This window comes from Streptomyces sp. ADI95-17, assembly GCF_003846175.1.
Lineage (GTDB): Bacteria > Actinomycetota > Actinomycetes > Streptomycetales > Streptomycetaceae > Streptomyces > Streptomyces sanglieri.
Window position 1 is genome coordinate 695,049 of sequence record NZ_ML123044.1, and the last position, 17,213, is coordinate 712,261.

The window sequence follows — 17,213 nt, forward strand, 5'->3', positions numbered from 1 at the left end:
GACAAAACAAAAGGGCCGCGGATCCCGAGTGGGGTTCCGCGGCCCTGAAGGCGCCGGCCTGATGGTGAATCAGGCTGGATCACTCCAGGGTTCAGGCCCACGGAAGGCCCACATCGTGTGGTGCTGCATCGTCTGCTTCTTGGCGCCGGATTCCGCTCCCGCACCGACGGCCGCAAAGGCATAGGCCTGGGCCTGCCCCTTCGCTACTGCTGCTGCCGGTGCCTGAGCCGGTCGCTCATTGCGCTCCTGCACGGGGAGGCTCGCCGGGGACAGCGGACGTGCGACAGAAATGCCGGACAGACCGGTGCCACGGAGCGAGGACTCGGAAGAGCAGGCGAGGCCGAGCGAGCAGGCGGAGACGACCGAAAGATCGGTCATTTTGTTGGTCTTGATGATGCTGATCACTTCAATCGCCTCCTCTCGGCGTCTCGGGCGGACCGGCGGGCCGGTCCTACGTATTCGGATAAGTACAGCACAGGACCAGGGCTTCAGAGAAGTCGCTGTTCCCGTGGTTAAGAACCTATGGTGATGACTGGGGCAGGCGCAAACTATTTTTTCGACGAGTTCTTCTCACATCTCGTCAGCTGCCTGACCGAGCACCTCCTCAACCGTCTCACCTGCGCAAATGGCCAGGACGGCAGTCCCGAACCGGCCCAGCTTCCGCGCGCCGACGCCGGAGATCACCGCCAGTTCGCCCTCGCTGCCCGGTACGGCCTCGGCGATCGCCATCAGTGTCTTGTCCGTGAACACGCAGAAGGCGGGCTGTCCGATCTCCTTCGCCCTGACCGCCCGCCAGTCGTGCAGCCGCTCGTACAGCGCCTCGTCCATGTCGGAGGGGCAGTCCTCGCAGCGCATCAGCTTCATCTCGCCGGCGTCGGTGAGGGTCCTGCCGCAGACCCGGCACCGGGCGGGGCCGCGGCGGCCGCGCTTGGCGACCGGTCCCGCCGGACCCCGCTCGATCCCGCCGCCACCGGCCGTGCCGCGCGCGCCGAGTGGCATCGAGCCGGGGCGCAGACCGTGGAGGAAGCGGCTCGGGCGCCGTCCGGCGCGGCCGCCGGGCGAGCGGGACAGCGACCACGACAGCGAGAGGTGGAGGCGGGCCCGGGTGACGCCGACGTACAGCAGCCGGCGCTCCTCCTCGATCTGCTCGTCGGTCCTGGCGTAGGTGATCGGCATCATGCCCTCGGTCAGGCCGACCAGGAACACGGCGTCCCACTCCAGGCCCTTCGCGGAGTGGAGCGAGGCGAGGCTGACGCCCTGGACCGTGGGGGCGTGCTGGGCGGCGGCCCGCTCGTCGAGCTCCGCCACCAGGTCGGAGAGGGTCGCGCCCGGCTTGGCCCGTTCGAAGTCCTCGGCGAGCCGGACCAGGGCCGCCAGGGACTCCCAGCGGTCGCGCACCGCTCCCGAACCCGCGGGAGGCTGCTGGGTCCAGCCCTTGGTGGAGAGCACCGCGCGCACTTCCGCGGGCAGCCCCTCCGCGTCGTCGAGCAGGGAGTCGTTGCCCCCGGCGCGGGCGGCGCCGCGCAGGGCGACTCCGGCCTCGCGCACCTCGGCCCGTTCGAAGAACCGCTCCGCGCCCCGCAGCTGGTACGGCACCCCCGCGTCCGCCAGTGCCTGCTCGTAGACCTCGGACTGGGAGTTGACCCGGTAGAGCACGGCGATCTCGCCGGCCGGGACTCCCGTGGCGATCAGATCGCGGATCCGGCGGGCGGTGCCCTCGGCCTCCGAGGGCTCGTCCGGGTACTCCGTGCAGGCGGGCTCGGGGCCGGGCTCGCGCTGCGAGACCAGTTCGAGCCGGTGCTCGGCGGCGCGGCCGCGGGCCTGGCCGAGCAGTCCGTTGGCCAGGTGGACGACCTGGGGGGTGGAGCGGTAGTCCCGGACCAGATTGACCACGGTCGCGTTGGGGTGGCGGGTGCGGAAGTTCAGCAGATGGTCGGGGGTGGCTCCGGTGAAGGAGTAGATCGTCTGGCTGGCGTCGCCGACGACGCACAGGGTGTCCCGGTCGCCGAGCCAGAGGTCCAGCAGCCGCTGCTGGAGCGGGCTGACGTCCTGGTACTCGTCGACGACGAAGTGCTGGTACTGGCGGCGGACGTGGTCGGCGATGTCGTGGCGGTCCTGGAGGATCGCGACGGTGAGGAGCAGCACGTCCTCGAAGTCGATCACCGAGCGGTCGCGCTTCAGCTCCTCGTACGTCGCGTAGATCTGGGAGATCTCGGCCGGATCGCGCGGGGCGTCGCGCTGGGTCTTCGCGACCACGGCCGGGTAGTCGCCGGGCACGGTCTGGGTGACCTTGGACCACTCGATCTCGCTGGTGACGTCGCGCAGCTCGTTGCGGTCGAGCCGGATCCGGCAGCGGGCCGCGGCCTCGGCGACCAGCTGGACCTTGCGCTCCAGCAGCCGGGGCAGGTTGCCGCCGACCGCTTTCGGCCAGAAGTACTGGAGCTGGCGCAGGGCGGCGGAATGGAACGTCCGGGCCTGGACCCCTCCCGCGCCGAGCTGGCGCAGCCGTCCGCGCATCTCACCGGCGGCCCGGTTGGTGAACGTGACGGCGAGCACACTCGTGGGCTGGAGTATCCCGGCGCGCACCCCGTAGGCGATGCGATGGGTGATCGCACGCGTCTTGCCCGTACCGGCTCCGGCCAGCACACACACCGGGCCGTGCAGGGCCGTGGCGACCTCGCGCTGCTCGGGGTCCAGGCCGTCGAGCACGGCGTCGGCCGACTCGGGGACCTGAGGGAAGAGGGAGGAATGCGTTGCTGCTGTCACCCCGCCATGCTGCCAGGTCGGGAGAGGCGGACGCGGAGGTTGTCCACAGGGGAGCCGTATCTGTCGTACTAATCCGGGGTGGCCTCAGCCTGATCCGGGGTGGCCTCGGCGTCCGCCCGCGGACCGGCCCGTGACTATGCCGGTGCGGGGCGGTGGCGGTGGTGGCAGGGCGGTGCCGGGAATGGTGGTTGCCTCGCGTACGTTCCCCTTCCGTGCGGTGACGCACGGTCCGGCTCTTCCGCGTGACGGAGGTCTCCGCGTGCCGGATGAGACGGACAGGTTCGGACGAGTTCGGACGAGTCCGAGAAGACCGACGAGACAGATGAGACAGAGGAGCGCCTAGACATGTCGGGCACTGTGACGATGTACAGCACCACGTGGTGCGGCTACTGCCGCCGGCTCAAGGGCCAGATGGACCGCGAGGGCATCGCGTACACCGAGATCAACATCGAGCAGGACCCGCAGTCCGCGGCCTTCGTCGAGAAGGCCAACGGGGGCAACCAGACCGTTCCCACCGTTCTCGTGGTCGGTGACACGGGTGCCGAGGCCGTCATGACGAACCCGTCCCTGGCTCAGGTGAAGCAGGCACTCGCCGCCTGATCCCCGGCGCTCCCGCGGTACGGCGACGCCCCCTCCGGTCGAGCACCGGAGGGGGCGTCCACGTATGCGCCGGGGCGCCGTCCCGCTCGGGCGTCAGCCGACGCTGCCCGGCTTCGGGAGCGGCTTGCCGTACCAGAGCTCGATCAGGCGCGCCGCGATCGAGATGCCGTACGGGGGCAGGATCTCGCCCGATTCGAAGGCGGCCTTCAGATCCTCGCGGGAGAACCAGCGGGCCTCCTCGATCTCCTCGCCGTCCACATTGATCTCGGACGAGGTGGCCCGGGCCATGAAGCCGAGCATCAGGCTCGACGGGAACGGCCAGGGCTGGCTGGCGATGTACTCGACCTCGCCGACCGTGACCCCCGCCTCCTCGAACACCTCGCGCGCCACGGACTGCTCGATCGACTCCCCCGGCTCGACGAAGCCCGCGAGCGTCGAGAAGCGGCCCTCGGGCCAGTGCACCTGGCGGCCCAGCAGCGCCCGGTCCTGGTCGTCCGTCACGAGCATGATCACCGCGGGGTCGGTGCGCGGGTAGTGCTCGGCGCCGCAGGCCTGGCAGCGGCGGATGTGGCCGGCCGCCGCGATGACCGTGCGTTCGCCGCAGCGGGAGCAGAAGCGGTGCAGGCGCTGCCAGTTCTCCAGGGCCACCGCGTGCACCATCAGCCCCGCGTCGCGCGGGCCGAGCAGCAGACCGGCCTCGCGCAGCCCGGCCGGGCGGGCAGGCTGGTCCATGCGGCCGGGCAGGGAGTCCTTCTGGAGCGCGAAGTAGCTGACGCCGTCCTCGTCGGTGCCGAGGAAGTAGCGGTGGGTCTCGGTGACCGGGGCCTCGAAGGCCGGGGTCATGACGATCTCCGTACCGCCGTCGGCGGTGTCGTCGATCAGCACCTGGCCGCCGGAGACGACGAACACGCGGGTGGTCGGGTGGCTCCACGCGGCGGACAGCCAGGCCTCGTCGAGGCGGTGGTGCGCGGCGCGGTCGATGCCGCTGGGCGCGGTGAGACCGATGGGCCGGTCTGCGGTGGCGTTGTCGAAGGTGCTCACAGGTGCTTCCTACTCCCCCGGGATGGATCGGGTGTTCAGAGGATTCAGCGGAGTGCGACGGCCAGCTCGCCCCACAGGTGGGCGGTTGTCTCCACGCCCTTGAGCAGAAGGCCGAGCTCGACCTTCTCGTTGGGGGCGTGCCAGCCGTCGGACGGTACGGAGATGCCCAGGAAGAGGACGGGTGCGCCGAGCACGTCCTGGAGGTCGGCGGCGGGCCCCGAGCCCCCTTCGCGGGTGAAGAGGATCTTCTGGCCGAAGGCCCGTCCCATGGCGCGGGCCACGGCCTGCAGGGCGGGGTGGTCCAGCGGGGTCAGGCAGGGGCGGGTGGCCGGGGAGAAGGTGATCCGGTGGCCGACACCGGCCGGGATCCGTGCTTCCGCCCATGCCCGGACCACCTGCTGGATGCGGTCGGGGTCCTGGCCGGCGACCAGCCGGAAGCTGATCTTCACCAGGGCGGAGGACGGGACGATGGTCTTGCTTCCGGCGCCCTGGTAGCCGCCGCCGATGCCGTTGACCTCGGCGGTGGGGCGGGCCCAGATGCGTTCCAGGGTGGAGTAGCCGGCCTCGCCCGATGCCGCGCGGGACTTGGCGGTGCGCAGCCAGGTGGCCTCGTCGAAGGGCAGCTCGGCGAAGAGCGCGCGCTCGGTGTCGGTGAGCTCGGCCACACCGTCGTAGAAGCCGGGGATCGCGACCCGGCCGTCCGCGTCGTGCAGTGCGGCGACGAGCCGGGCGACTGCGGTCGCCGGGTTGGGGACCGCGCCGCCGAACGAACCGGAGTGGATGTCCTGCTCGGGGCCGTACAGCTCGATCTCGCACTCGGCGAGGCCGCGCATGCCGGTGCAGACCGTGGGGGTCGACTCGTCCCACATGCCGGTGTCGGAGACGATCACCGCGTCGGCGGTGAGCCGCTCGGCCCGCTCCTCGACCAGGGCCCGGAAGTTCGGCGAACCGGACTCCTCCTCACCCTCGATCAGCAGCTTGAGGTTGACGGCGGGGGCGGTGCGGCCGGTGGTCGCGAGGTGGGCCCGGACGCCGAGGGTGTGGAAGAACACCTGCCCCTTGTCGTCGGCGGCGCCCCGCCCGTACATCCGGCCGTCGCGGATCACCGGCTCGAACGGGTCGGTGTCCCAGCCGTCCTCGCGGGCGGCGGGCTGTACGTCGTGGTGCCCGTAGACCAGGACGGTCGGGGCGTCCGGGTCGTCGGACGGCCAGTGGGCGAAGACCGCGGGGGCGCCGGGCGTCTCCCAGATCTCGGTGACCGGGAAGCCGGTCTCCTTGAGCTTGGCGGACAGCCACTCGGCGCTGCGCCGTACGTCCCCGTCGTGCTCCGGCTGGGCGGATACGGAGGGGATGCGCAGCCAGTCGGCGAGGTCGTCCAGGAAGGCTGTGCGGTGCTGCTCGGTGTACGTACGGACGGCGCTGTCCGGGGTGTCGCTCATGGCCTTGAGCCTAGTGCCTCGCCCGGCGGGGTCCTCCCGCCCGAGGTTCCCGGCCCTCCCCGCACCGCTGTGGCCGGATAGCTGTCGGTGCCGCCGCTCCTCCAGTCGAATGGCCTCCTGAACGGCCTTGCGGGGCGGCGGTCCGGGGAGACGGCCGCGTGGGTCTCGGCGGTCATCGCTGTCGTCGGTCTGCTGCTGGCGGTGCTGGGGATTCCGCTGGTACCGCGACACCGCCAGGTCGTCGATGGCCGACCTGAAGGCCCGTACCCACACCACCCGGCAGAACGGCCGGAGCGCCCTCTGGCCGGAGAGTGGCCGGGTCTAGTCCGGCCGTTCGTCCAGCAGGATGCGTTCCAGCTCCGCCCGGCCCGGGAGGCGCTTGGGGTGGACGGTCTCGCCGCTGCGCACGTACAGGAACGTGGCGGTCACGTCGGTGAGCGGCAGGTCGTGCAGCTCCGCCCAGGCCAGGCGGTAGACCGCGAGCTGGAGGGGGTCGGCGGTGTTGGCGCGGGTGGTTTTCCAGTCGACGATCTCGTACGTGTCCCCGGTGCGGTACACCGCGTCGATGCGGCCCCTGATGATCCGGCCGGCCAGGGTGATCTGGAACGGCGTCTCGACGCGGTACGGGGTGCGGCGGGCGTACGGGGTGCGTTCGAAGGCCTCCTTGAGTGCGGCGAGATCGCGCTCGTCGGCGATCTCGGCGTCGCTCTCGTCGCCGCCGGGCAGCTCGTCGGGCCCGAGCATGGGCAGCGGCAGCTCCTCGAAGCGGGACTCCACCCAGGCATGGAAACGGGTGCCCCGGCGGGCCGCGGGCTGCGGCGGCCGCGGCATCGGGCGGGCCAGCTCCTGGGCGAAGCCGTCGGGGTCGTCGGCGAGGCGCAGCAGCTGGGTGGCGGAGAGCGACGCTGGTACGAGGACGTCGCGCACGGTGGCGCGGGCGCGGCGCAGCTCGCCGGCGAGGGCGTCGAGGTCGCGGTCCCAGGAGGCGAGGGTGCGGGCTTCCTCGGGGGTGAGACGGTGCCGCCCGGGGTGGTGCTCGCCGGGGTGGTGCTCCCCGGCGAGCTCGGGGGTACGGGCGGCCGGGACGTGCGGCAGGGGGTTGGGGGGTGCGGAAGCAGGGGGCGCCGGGGGCTCCGTCGGCAGCGTGTCCCAGTCCCCGGCCCCGACGCCGGCCTCGTCGGGGAACGGGGCGTCGTCGTAAGGGGTGTCGTACCCGTCGTCGTAGGGCTCGTCGTACGGCTCCGGGGCGTCGGGCAGCGCCTCGTGCACGTCCGGCACGCCCCCCGCCGTGGCCAGGGCCTCCAGGTGTGCCAGCACCGTGTCCGCGGCGGCCCTGCGGCGGGTCAGCGCGGTGTCGTCGAGAGGGAGCGGCCACGCCCGGTCGGCGGACTGCCCGTCGAGCGCCGGATTCTCCTCGTCCTCGGCCGGCTCGTCGGCCCAGACCTCGATCTCGCCGTGTCCGGCCGCGCAGTGCTCGTACAGCGCGTGCAGGAAGCCGGACGGGCCGCGCGGCTTCTTCTGGGACGGGCCCCACCAGTGGCCGGAGCCGAGCAGCAGGGTGCGGGGTCTGGTGAAGGTGACGTATCCCAGGCGGAGCTCCTCGGTGTGCTGGTGCTCCTTCATCTCCTCCTTGAACGCCTTGAGCCCCTTGGCGTCCCAGGAGTGGACGTCGGGGAGGGTCGCCCGGTCCCCGCGCAGGGCGTGCGGGAGGACCTTCGACTGGGCGGTCCAGGCGTCGCGGGACTGGCCGCTGGGGAACTGGCCGGTGACCAGGCCCGGCACGGCGACGACGTCCCACTCCAGGCCCTTGGACTTGTGGGCGGTGAGGACCTTGACGGTGTTCTCGCCGCCGGGCAGGGCGTTGTCCAGGCCCTTCTCGTACTGGACGGCGGTACGCAGGAAGCCGAGGAAGGCGAGCAGGGTGGCCTCGCCGTCGACGGCGGCGAAGCGGGCCGCGACGTCGAGGAAGTTGGCGAGGGTCTCGCGGCGGCGGGCGGCCAGGGCCTGCGGCGACGCGGAGAGCTCGACCTCCAGGCCGGTGGTGGCCAGGACCCGGTGCAGCACGTCCATCAGCGGGTCGGCCAGCGAGCGGCGCAGGTCGCGCAGTTCGGCGGCGAGGCGGGCGAAGCGGACGCGGGCCTCGGCGGAGAACGGAAGCCCGTCGTCCTCCTCGCCGCCCGATTCGAGGAAGGTGTCCAGCGCGTCGGCGAGCGAGATCACTTCGGCCGGGTCGATGCCCTCGACGGCCTCGGCGAGCCGGCGGTCGGGGTCGAAGTCCTCGTCGTCGCCGTGGGCCGCGCGGTGCACGAGGAGCCGGGCCCGGCGGCCGAGCAGGGCCAGGTCGCGGGGGCCGATCCGCCAGCGGGGGCCGGTGAGCAGCCGGACCAGGGAGGCGTTGGCGCCGGGGTCCTGGAGCACCTCGCATACCGCGACGAGGTCGGCGACCTCGGGCAGGTGCAGCAGCCCGGACAGGCCGACGACCTCGACCGGGATGTCGCGGGCCACCAGCGCGGCCTGGATCTCCGGGAAGTCGCCCGCGGTGCGGCACAGGACGGCGATCTCGCCGGGCGCCTTGCCGGTCCGCACCAGGTGGGCGATCGAGTCGGCGAGCCAGCCGATCTCCTCGGCGTGGGTGCGCAGCAGGGCGCAGCGGACGGTGCCGTCGCGCTCGGCGCCGGGTGCGGGGCGCAGCGCCTCGACGCCCTCGTGCATGGCGCGCAGGGGTTCGGCCAGGCCGTTGGCCAGGTGCAGGAGCCGGCCGCCGCTGCGGCGGTTCTCGCTGAGGGAGTAGCGGGTGGCGGGGGTGCCGTCGGTGTGCGGGAAGTGGAGCGGGAAGTCGTCGAGGTTGGCCACGGAGGCGCCGCGCCAGCCGTAGATCGCCTGGCAGGGGTCTCCGACGGCGGTGACGGCGTGCCCGGTCCGGCCCTCGGGGCCGCTGCCGAAGAGGGCGGAGAGCAGCAGCCGCTGGGCGACGGAGGTGTCCTGGTACTCGTCGAGCAGCACCACCCGGAATTCGTCGCGCAGGATCGCGCCGACCTCGGGGCGGGTGAGCGCCAGCTCGGCGGAGAGCGCGATCTGGTCGCCGAAGTCGAGGAGGTCGCGGCTCTTCTTGGCCTCGCGGTAGCGCCGGGTCAGCCCGAGCAGTTCGCGTCGGGCCTCGGCGGTCTCGGGGATCCTGCGCAGCTCGGCGTTGCTGAGCCGGGCCGATTCGAGCGCGGCCAGGAGGGCGGTGTCGTACTCGGCGAGCTGGTCGGGGCGTACGAGGTGCTCGGCGAGCTCGGCGTCGAGCGCCAGCAGATCGCTGACCAGTGTGGGGAACGACCTGGTCAGGGCCGGGTACGGGCCGGGGGCCTCGCGCAGCACACGGGCGGCGAGCTGGTAGCGGGTGGCGTCGGCGAGGAGGCGGGTGGTGGGTTCGAGTCCGATGCGCAGCCCGTGCTCGGTGAGGAGCCGGCCGGCGAACGCGTGGTACGTGGAGATGCTGGGCTCGCCCGGGGGGTTGTCCGGGTCGATGGCGTCCGGATCGGTGACCCCGGCCGCGATCAGGGCCTTGCGGACGCGCTCGGCGAGCTCACCGGCCGCCTTGTTGGTGAACGTCAGCCCGAGGACCTGCTCCGGGGCTACCTGGCCGGTGCCCACCAGCCACACCACGCGGGCCGCCATCACCGTGGTCTTCCCCGACCCGGCTCCGGCCACGATCACCTGCGGGGCGGGCGGCGCGGTGATGCAGGCCGTCTGCTCCGGGGTGAACGGGATCCCGAGAAGCTCCTTGAGCTGCTCGGGATCGGTGATACGTGAGGACACCCCAGAAAGGCTAACCGGACGCACCGACAACCGGCGGCACCGAAGAACCTCCGCCCCCGCTCACCCGCTCACCCGCTCACCCGCTCACCCGCTCACCCGCTCACCCGCTCACTCCAGGATGTGGCGGCCCTCCGGCTGGGCGCTGCACGAGGCCCGGAAGGCGCAGTGTGTGCAGTGCTGGCCGGTGGTGGGGGTGAAGCGTTCGTCCAGGACCCGGCCGGCCGCGGTGGCCAGCAGGTCGGAGACCCACTCACCGGCGAGCGGTTCCTGTGCCTGCACCTTGGGCAGGGCGTCTCCGCCCTCCTTCTTGGGGGCGGGCTGGCGCAGCTGTACGAGTTCGGCGCCGCCGGGCTCGGGGCGCCTGCCGTCGAAGACGTCGTCGACCGCGCCTTCCCGGACGGCCAGCTGGTACACGGCGAGCTGGGGGTGGCGGGCGACCTCGTCCTTGGTCGGGGACTGTTTGCCGGTCTTGAAGTCGACGACGTAGGCCCGGCCCTCGGTGTCCTGTTCGACGCGGTCCATGGAACCCCGGATGCGCACCTGGTACTCCCCCGCCCCCAGCGTCACGTCGAAGTCGTGCTCGCTCGCGGCGGGGGTGCGGGCGGTGCGGTCCATGACGTGCCAGCGCAGGAAGCGTTCGAGGGCGGCCCGGGCCTGTTCCTTCTCCTGCCGGGACTTCCAGGGGGCGTCGAAGACGAGCCCGTCCCAGACCGAGTCCAGCCGCTCCATCAGGACGGCGAGATCGGCGGGGGTGCGTCCGGAGGCCACCTCGTCGGCGAGTACGTGGACCACGTTGCCGAAGCCCTGCGCGGCCGTCGCCGGGGCGTCCGCCTTCACCTCGCGGCCCAGGAACCACTGAAGCGCGCAGGTGTTGGCGAGCTGGTCGAGCGCGCTGCCGGAGAGGGCCACCGGCTGGTCCCGGTCGCGGAGCGGGACGGCGGAGCGGGTCGGTTCGTACAGGCCCCACCAGCGGTAGGGATGCGCGGCGGGTACGAGCGGCTGGCCGTCGTCGTCGGTGAGCGCGGCGAGCCGGGCGAGGCGGCGGGCGGCCTCCTCGCGCAGGGCGTCGGAGGCTTCGGGGTCGACGGTGGTGGCGCGGAGTTCGGCGACCAGCGCGGCGACGGCGAGCGGGCGGCGGGGCCGGCCGGTGACGTCGCGCGGCTCGGCGCCCAGTTCGGTGAGGAAGCGGGAGGGCTGGTCGCCGTCGTCGGCGGGCGCCTTGACCGCGGTGACGACGAGCCGTTCGCGGGCGCGGGTCGCCGCGACGTAGAAGAGCCGGCGCTCCTCGGCGAGGAGGGCGCCGGGGGTGAGCGGTTCGGCCAGGCCGTCGCGGCCGATCCGGTCCGCCTCCAGCAGCGAACCGCGGCGGCGCAGGTCCGGCCAGAGCCCCTCCTGCACGCCCGCGACGACGACGAGGCGCCACTGAAGGCCCTTGGAACGGTGCGCGGTCATCAGCCGTACGGCGTCGGGGCGCACCGCGCGCCGGGAGAGGGTGTCGGCGGCGATGTCCTGGGCGTCGACCTCTTCCAGGAAGTTGAGCGCCCCTCGCCCGCCGGTGCGCTCCTCGGCGCGGGCCGCGGTGTCGAAGAGCGCGCAGACGGCGTCGAGGTCGCGGTCGGCGTTGCGGCCGCCCGCGCCGCCGCGCAGCGCGGCGCGCTCCAGCCGGCCCGGCCACGGGGTGCCGGACCACAGTGCCCACAGGGCCTCCTCCGCGGTGCCGCCGCCTTCGAGGAGTTCGCGCGCCTTGCGCAGCAGCGCGCCGAGGCGCTGGGCGCCGCGGGCGTACGCCGGATCGTGCGTGACGAGCCGTTCGGGCTCGGCGAGCGCCCGCGCCAGCAGGTCGCCGGAGGGCGCCGGCACGCGTTTCCCGGCGGCTCGCTCCTCGTCGCGCAGGGCCCGGCCGAGGCGGCGCAGGTCGGCCGCGTCCATGGAGCCGAGGGGGGAGGCGAGCAGGGCCAGGGCGGTCTCGGTGTCCAGCCAGGAGGACGCCTCCGGGTCCTGAGCAACGTCCGCGTCTTCCGCGCCCGGCGCATGTTCCGGACCCACCGCGCCGTCTGCGCCTTCCGCGCCCTCCGGAGCTTCAGCCTCCGCGCCCTCCGTAGCTTCCGCCCCCGTGCCCTCCGCCCCCGAAGCCTCCTCCGCGCCCGGCGCACCCCGGCGCAGGGCCGCGGTCGCGACCGTGCGCAGGGCTGTCAGGAGCGGGGCCACCGCCGGTTCATGGCGCAGGGGAAGGTCGTCGCCGTCGACCTCCAGGGGCACGCCCGCCGATGTCAGGGCCCGGCGCAGCGAGGGGAGCGTACGGCCGCCGGCCCGTACGAGCACCGCCATCTCGTTCCACGGGACGCCGTCCTCCAGATGCGCCCGGCGCAGTAGATCGGCGATGTTCTCCAGCTCGGTGGACGCGGTCGGGTAGGTGTACACCTCCACGCTGCCGCCCTCGCGGACCGCGGCCAGTTCGCGGTGGGCGCGGACCTTGGCCGCGGGCAGCCGGGTCAGCGGCATCCGGCGGGTGAGCAGCCGGGTGGCGGCCAGCAGCTGTCCGCCGGAACGCCGCGAGGTGGTGAGCACGCCGACCGGGGCCGGGTCGCCGTCCGCCCGCCGGAACGTATCCGGGAAGTCGAGGATGCCGTTCACGTCGGCGCCCCGGAACGCGTAGATCGACTGGTCCGGGTCACCGAAGGCGATCAGGTCCCGGCCGCCCCCCGAACCCGGGGCGCTCCCCCGGTTGCCGGCCAGCGCGTGCAGCAGCCGTACCTGCGCCGGGTCCGTGTCCTGGTACTCGTCGACGAACACCGCGTCGTACTGCCCCGCGAGCAGCGCCGACACCTCCGGGCGCTCCGCGAGCAGCACGGCCCGGTGCACCAGCTCCGCGTAGTCCAGCACCCCCTGCGCGTCCAGCACGTCCAGGTACTCGGCCAGGAACTCGGCGGCGGCGCCCCAGTCGGGCCGGCCGGTGCGGCGGGCGAAGGCGGCCAGCGCGTCCGGGCCCAGGCCCAGCTCACGGCTGCGGGCCAGCACCGCTCGTACCTCGTCGGCGAAGCCGCGCGTGGTCAGGCAGGCCCGCAGCTCGTCGGGCCAGCGGATGTGCGCGAAGCCGTCCCGCTCCAGTTCGAGCTGGCCGGCGAGCAGGTCGCGGACGGTGACGTCCTGCTCCGGACCGGAGAGCAGCCGCATCGGTTCGGCGAAGAGGTCGGCGTCCTGGTGGGCGCGGACCAGCGCGTAACAGAAGGAGTGGAACGTGGTGGCCTGCGGTCCGCGGGCGGCGCCCAGCCGGGCGGCCATCCGGTCGCGCAGCTCCACGGCGGCCTTGCGGCTGAAGGTGAGGACCAGGACGCGCGCCGGGTCGCCGCCCCGCGCGATGCGTGCGGCGACCGCCTCGACGAGCGTGGTCGTCTTGCCGGTGCCGGGGCCGGCGAGGACCAGGAGCGGTCCGCCGGGGTGATCAACCACGGCGCGTTGCGCTGCGTCCAGGAGAGGAGGGTCCACGGAGCCCGGCGGAGTGCGCACCAGCCGGTACGCGCCCGCGGCCCGCTGCCGTGTCTGGCGGTGCGGACTGTGCCGGGTGAAGGAGGAGGAGCTCACGTGGTTCGCCGGTCCTGGTGGGTGTGCTGATGCCGAGGGTGCGGTGCGTGCCGCGAACTTACGAAGCTACGCCAGCAGGGGCGCGATCCGGGACGAGAGCGCTGCGTGCCTCGTCACGTTCCGGGGCGCGGATGCCGTCGCGGGTCGGGCCCGGGGCGCGGATGCGGTCACGGGTCCGCACCGGGATGCGGATGCGGTCACGGGTCCGCTCCGGGGTGCGGGTGCCTTCGCGAGCCGGCTCCGGGATGCGGATGCGGGCCGTGTCCCGCGCCGCTTGGCGGGTGCTGCCGAGCTCCTCGGCGCCACTGAACTCCGCGCCGCCGTGTTCCGTGCCGCCGTGTTCCGCGTCACGGTGTTCCGCGCCACGATTCGCCTGCCGTGCCCCGTCATTCCGTACGCCTCGGCCCCCGGACCCGGCCACTTCCCGCACCTCGTACGGCCCCGGCGCCGCCCGCTGTGCCGCCGGATGGCCGAAGCTGTCAGGTGTGAGCACCTCCGCCCTTGTCCCGGTCCGCGCCGCCGCCCGCGGTGACGCCGTCCCACCGCGCCCGCTTCATGTCGAGGCGCGGCAGATGGCCCTCCACGACGCGCGACGCCTCTCGCAGCGGGGTGCCCTCCGCGCGGTACTGGTCCAGCGCCCGCAGTTCGTGGCCGGGGAGCAGCGCCCCGTCGGCGCGCACCACGCGCCACCACGGCACCGCGGCCCCGTACAGCGACATGACCCGGCCGACCTGGCGCGGCCCGCCCTCGCCCAGCCACTCGGCGACATCGCCGTACGTCATGACGCGGCCGGGCGGGATCAGGTCGGCGACGTCGAGGACCCGCTCCGCGTACTCCGGCAATGCGTGGCTCATCGGGTCGCCGCCCGCCCCGTCGCCGCTCGTCCGGTGTTGGCTCATCCGCCCCATCCTGCCGTACGCCACCGACATCCCGGCCCGTCCCGTGTGCGCCCGATCACAGGGCGTGCACGCGGGAGCAAAGGAGCGTATCTTGCGCTTCGCGTGTCCGTGCAGTGCACCCTGATGCCCCCCTCCGTCGCCGGGCCGTGCCACCATCGTGCGGGCGGTGACCGGTGATACGAGAACACGAAGACCAATCAGAGGCGACGAAGGAGCAGGGCGTGCAGCCACCGAAGGCGGCGGACGCCCCTGACGCCGAGCCCCACCCGGACGAGACCCCCGCACCCGCCGGAAAGCCCGGTGCCGACCGGGACGAAGCCGGTGCCGACCGGGACGAGGCCGGCAAGACCCCCGGGTATCCGGCCGGCTCGACGCTCTCGTCCGCCGCGGAGGAGCAGGCCGAGCGCGTCTCGGGCGACGAACCGCTGCTCCCCGCCCGGGTGCACCGCCCCTCCGATCTCATGCGGCTCCTCATCGGGGTCCTGGCGATCGTCGTCCTGTTCTCGATCGCCGCGTTCGCCCACGGCACCACGACCGGTCTCGAACAGGACATCAACAAGGGCACCGGTCAGGCACCCGACGTCCTGATCAAGATGGCGGGCCTGGTCTCCAGCATCGCCGTGCTGCTGGTCCCGGTCGCCTTCGCCATCGAGCGGCTGATCAAACGCGACGGGCTGCGGATCGCCGACGGGGTGCTCGCCGCCGTACTGGCGCACGGCGTCACGCTCGCCGCCGACCTCTGGGTCGCCAAGTCCGCCCCCGGCACCATCCAGGACGCCCTGACCCAGCCGCAGCCGGGTGACGCGCTCACCGACCCCGTACACGGTTATCTCGCGCCGGTGATCGCGTACATGACAGCGGTCGGCATGGCGAGACGGCCGCGCTGGCGGGTCGTGCTGTGGGTGGTGCTGCTGCTCGACGCGTTCGCGATGCTGGTCGGCGGCTACACGACCCCGTTCTCGATCATCCTCACCGTGCTGATCGGCTGGACCGTCGCGTACGGCACGCTGTACGCGGTCGGCTCGCCGAACGTGCGGCCGACCGGTCAGCATCTGATGGCCGGTCTGCGCCATGTCGGTTTCCGTCCGGTCAGCGCGATGCGCGCCGACGACGCCCCGGACTCGGGCGACCAGAGCGACCGGGGACGGCGTTATCTGGTCTCCCTGGAGGACGGGCCACCGCTCGATGTCACGGTCGTCGACCGTGAGCAGCAGGCCCACGGCTTCTTCTACCGGGTGTGGCGCAGGCTCACTCTGCGCGGCATCACCCAGCGCCGCTCCATCCAGTCGCTGCGCCAGGCCCTGGAGCAGGAGGCGCTGCTCGCCTACGCGGCGATCGCCGCCGGGGCCAACGCGCCCAAGCTGATCGCCACCTCAGAGCTCGGCCCCGACGCCGTGATGCTGGTGTACGAGCACATCGGCGGCCGTTCGCTGGACGCGCTGGAGGACGCGGAGATCACCGACGAGCTGCTGCACGGCGCCTGGCGTCAGGTGAAGGCGCTCCAGTCGCGTCGGATCGCGCACCGCAGGCTCACCGGCGATGCCATCCTGGTGGATCGTTCCGGCAAGGTGTTCGTCACCGATCTGCGCGGCGGCGAGATCGCGGCCGGTGATCTGGTGCTGCGGATGGACGTCGCCCAGCTGCTGACCACGACCGGACTGCGGGTGGGTGCCGAGCGGGCCGTCGCCGGTGCGCTGGCGGTGCTCGGACCCGACGCCGTCGCGGACTGTCTGCCGCTGCTCCAGCCGATCGCGCTGAGCCGCTCCACCCGCGCGGCGCTGCGCCGGCTCGCCCGGGAGCGCTCGCAGCGGGAGCGCGAAGCGGTGCTGGAGGCTTCGGACGCGGCCAAGCGGGCCAGGGCACACGAGCACGGAGCGGCGTCCGGAACGCCGGACGACGACGGGCGCAGGGCCGACCGCAAGAAGCTCCGCAACGAGAAGCAGGCCGAGAAGCGCGCCCTGGACGACGCCCTGGAAGGGGCTCGCGAGGAGGACCTGCTTTCCCAGATGCGGCAGCAGGTGCTGCTGATCCGCCCGCAGGCCCCGGTCGAGCCGGTGCGGCTGGAACGCATCAAGCCCCGTACCCTGCTCAGCTGCATCGCCGGTGCGATCGCCGCGTACTTCCTCATCTCCCAGGTCACCCAGGCCGACTTCGGAACCGTCGTCGAGCAGGCGGAATGGGGCTGGGTGGCGGCCGCGGTCGGCTTCTCCGCCCTCACCTACGTGGCGGCGGCGATGAGCCTGCTGGGCTTCGTGCCCGAGCGGGTGTCGTTCGGCAGGACGGTGCTGGCCCAGGTCGCCGGCTCCTTCGTGAAGATCGTCGCCCCGGCCGCGGTCGGCGGCGTGGCGCTGAACACCCGCTTCCTCCAGCGGGCCGGGGTGCGTCCGGGGCTCGCCGTGGCGAGCGTCGGCGCCTCGCAGCTGTTCGGCCTCGGCTGCCACATCCTGCTGCTGGCGGCCTTCGGCTATCTGACCGGTACGGAGAAGACCCCGTCCTCGCTCACCCCGTCCAGGACGGTGATCGCCGGACTGCTGACCGTCGCCGTGCTGGTGCTGGTGGTGACGGCGGTCCCGTTCCTGCGGAAGTTCGTGGTGACCCGGGTGCGGTCGCTGTTCGCCGGAGTCGTGCCGCGCATGCTCGACGTGGTGCAGCGGCCGCAGAAGCTGCTGACCGGCATCGGCGGAATGCTGCTGCTGACCGGCCTGTTCGTGATGTGCCTGGACGCTTCGGTACGGGCCTTCAGCGGTCCCGACGTGCCGCATCTCAGCTACGCCAGCATCGCGGTGGTCTTCCTCGCCGGCAACGCGCTGGGGTCGGCGGCGCCCACACCGGGCGGAATGGGCGCGGTCGAGGGCGCGCTGACGCTGGGTCTGATCGCGGTCGGTCTGCCGAAGGAGGTCGCGGCGCCCGCCGTGGTGCTGTACCGCCTTCTGACGCTCTGGCTGCCGGTGCTTCCCGGCTGGCTCTGCTTCACCCGTCTGACCCGCAGGGGCGAGCTCTGACGACCCGCAGGAGCGAGCTCCGACAACCCGCAGGGGCGAGCTCTGACGACCCGGCGGGGCTAGCTCCGACAACCTGCCGG

General features: G+C 73.1%; 10 protein-coding genes. 2 read left to right on the forward strand and 8 right to left on the reverse strand.

Annotation, left to right across the window (positions count from 1 at the left end):
* Nucleotides 1-69: 69 nt before the first annotated feature.
* Nucleotides 70-405, reverse strand: coding sequence for a hypothetical protein (locus EES42_RS03000; protein WP_124716512.1), 336 nt, complete (start codon nt 403-405; stop codon nt 70-72).
* 165 nt (nt 406-570) lie between these two features.
* Entirely contained in the window at nt 571-2,766 is a 2,196-nt protein-coding gene (locus tag EES42_RS03005) for an ATP-dependent DNA helicase UvrD2 (RefSeq protein WP_124716513.1), read from the reverse strand.
* Nucleotides 2,767-3,111: 345 nt separating this feature from the next.
* On the opposite strand from EES42_RS03005, the gene EES42_RS03010 reads away from it, so the two are divergent.
* Nucleotides 3,112-3,366, forward strand: a complete 255-nt coding sequence (locus EES42_RS03010; RefSeq protein WP_124716514.1) for a mycoredoxin — start codon at nt 3,112-3,114, stop codon at nt 3,364-3,366.
* Between the two features lie 93 nt (nt 3,367-3,459).
* Here the strand turns inward: EES42_RS03010 and nudC are convergent, their stop codons facing one another.
* From nudC to EES42_RS03040, 6 genes are all read right to left on the reverse strand, one after another.
* Nucleotides 3,460-4,407, reverse strand: coding sequence for an NAD(+) diphosphatase (nudC, locus tag EES42_RS03015; RefSeq protein ID WP_124716515.1), 948 nt, complete (start codon nt 4,405-4,407; stop codon nt 3,460-3,462).
* A gap of 44 nt (nt 4,408-4,451) precedes the next feature.
* Nucleotides 4,452-5,846 (reverse strand): dipeptidase, encoded by a 1,395-nt coding sequence (locus EES42_RS03020; RefSeq protein ID WP_124716516.1) that lies wholly within the window; start codon nt 5,844-5,846, stop codon nt 4,452-4,454.
* 321 nt (nt 5,847-6,167) lie between these two features.
* Nucleotides 6,168-9,650, reverse strand: coding sequence for a UvrD-helicase domain-containing protein (locus EES42_RS03025; RefSeq protein ID WP_124716517.1), 3,483 nt, complete (start codon nt 9,648-9,650; stop codon nt 6,168-6,170).
* Nucleotides 9,651-9,758: 108 nt separating this feature from the next.
* Nucleotides 9,759-13,232, reverse strand: coding sequence for an ATP-dependent helicase (locus tag EES42_RS03030; protein ID WP_124716518.1), 3,474 nt, complete (start codon nt 13,230-13,232; stop codon nt 9,759-9,761).
* Between the two features lie 58 nt (nt 13,233-13,290).
* A complete protein-coding gene (locus EES42_RS03035) occupies nt 13,291-13,725 on the reverse strand; it encodes a hypothetical protein (protein ID WP_124716519.1) in 435 nt (144 codons plus the stop codon).
* The gene (locus tag EES42_RS03040) at nt 13,712-14,131 is read right to left on the reverse strand and encodes an MGMT family protein (protein WP_277426098.1); all 420 of its coding nucleotides are present in this window, start codon (nt 14,129-14,131) and stop codon (nt 13,712-13,714) included. The genes EES42_RS03035 and EES42_RS03040 overlap by 14 nt, the downstream gene beginning before the upstream one ends.
* Nucleotides 14,132-14,352: 221 nt before the next feature.
* Here EES42_RS03040 and EES42_RS03045 point away from each other — a divergent pair, with 221 nt between their 5' ends.
* A complete protein-coding gene (locus EES42_RS03045; protein WP_124716521.1) occupies nt 14,353-17,133 on the forward strand; it encodes a lysylphosphatidylglycerol synthase domain-containing protein in 2,781 nt (926 codons plus the stop codon).
* Nucleotides 17,134-17,213: the final 80 nt, after the last annotated feature.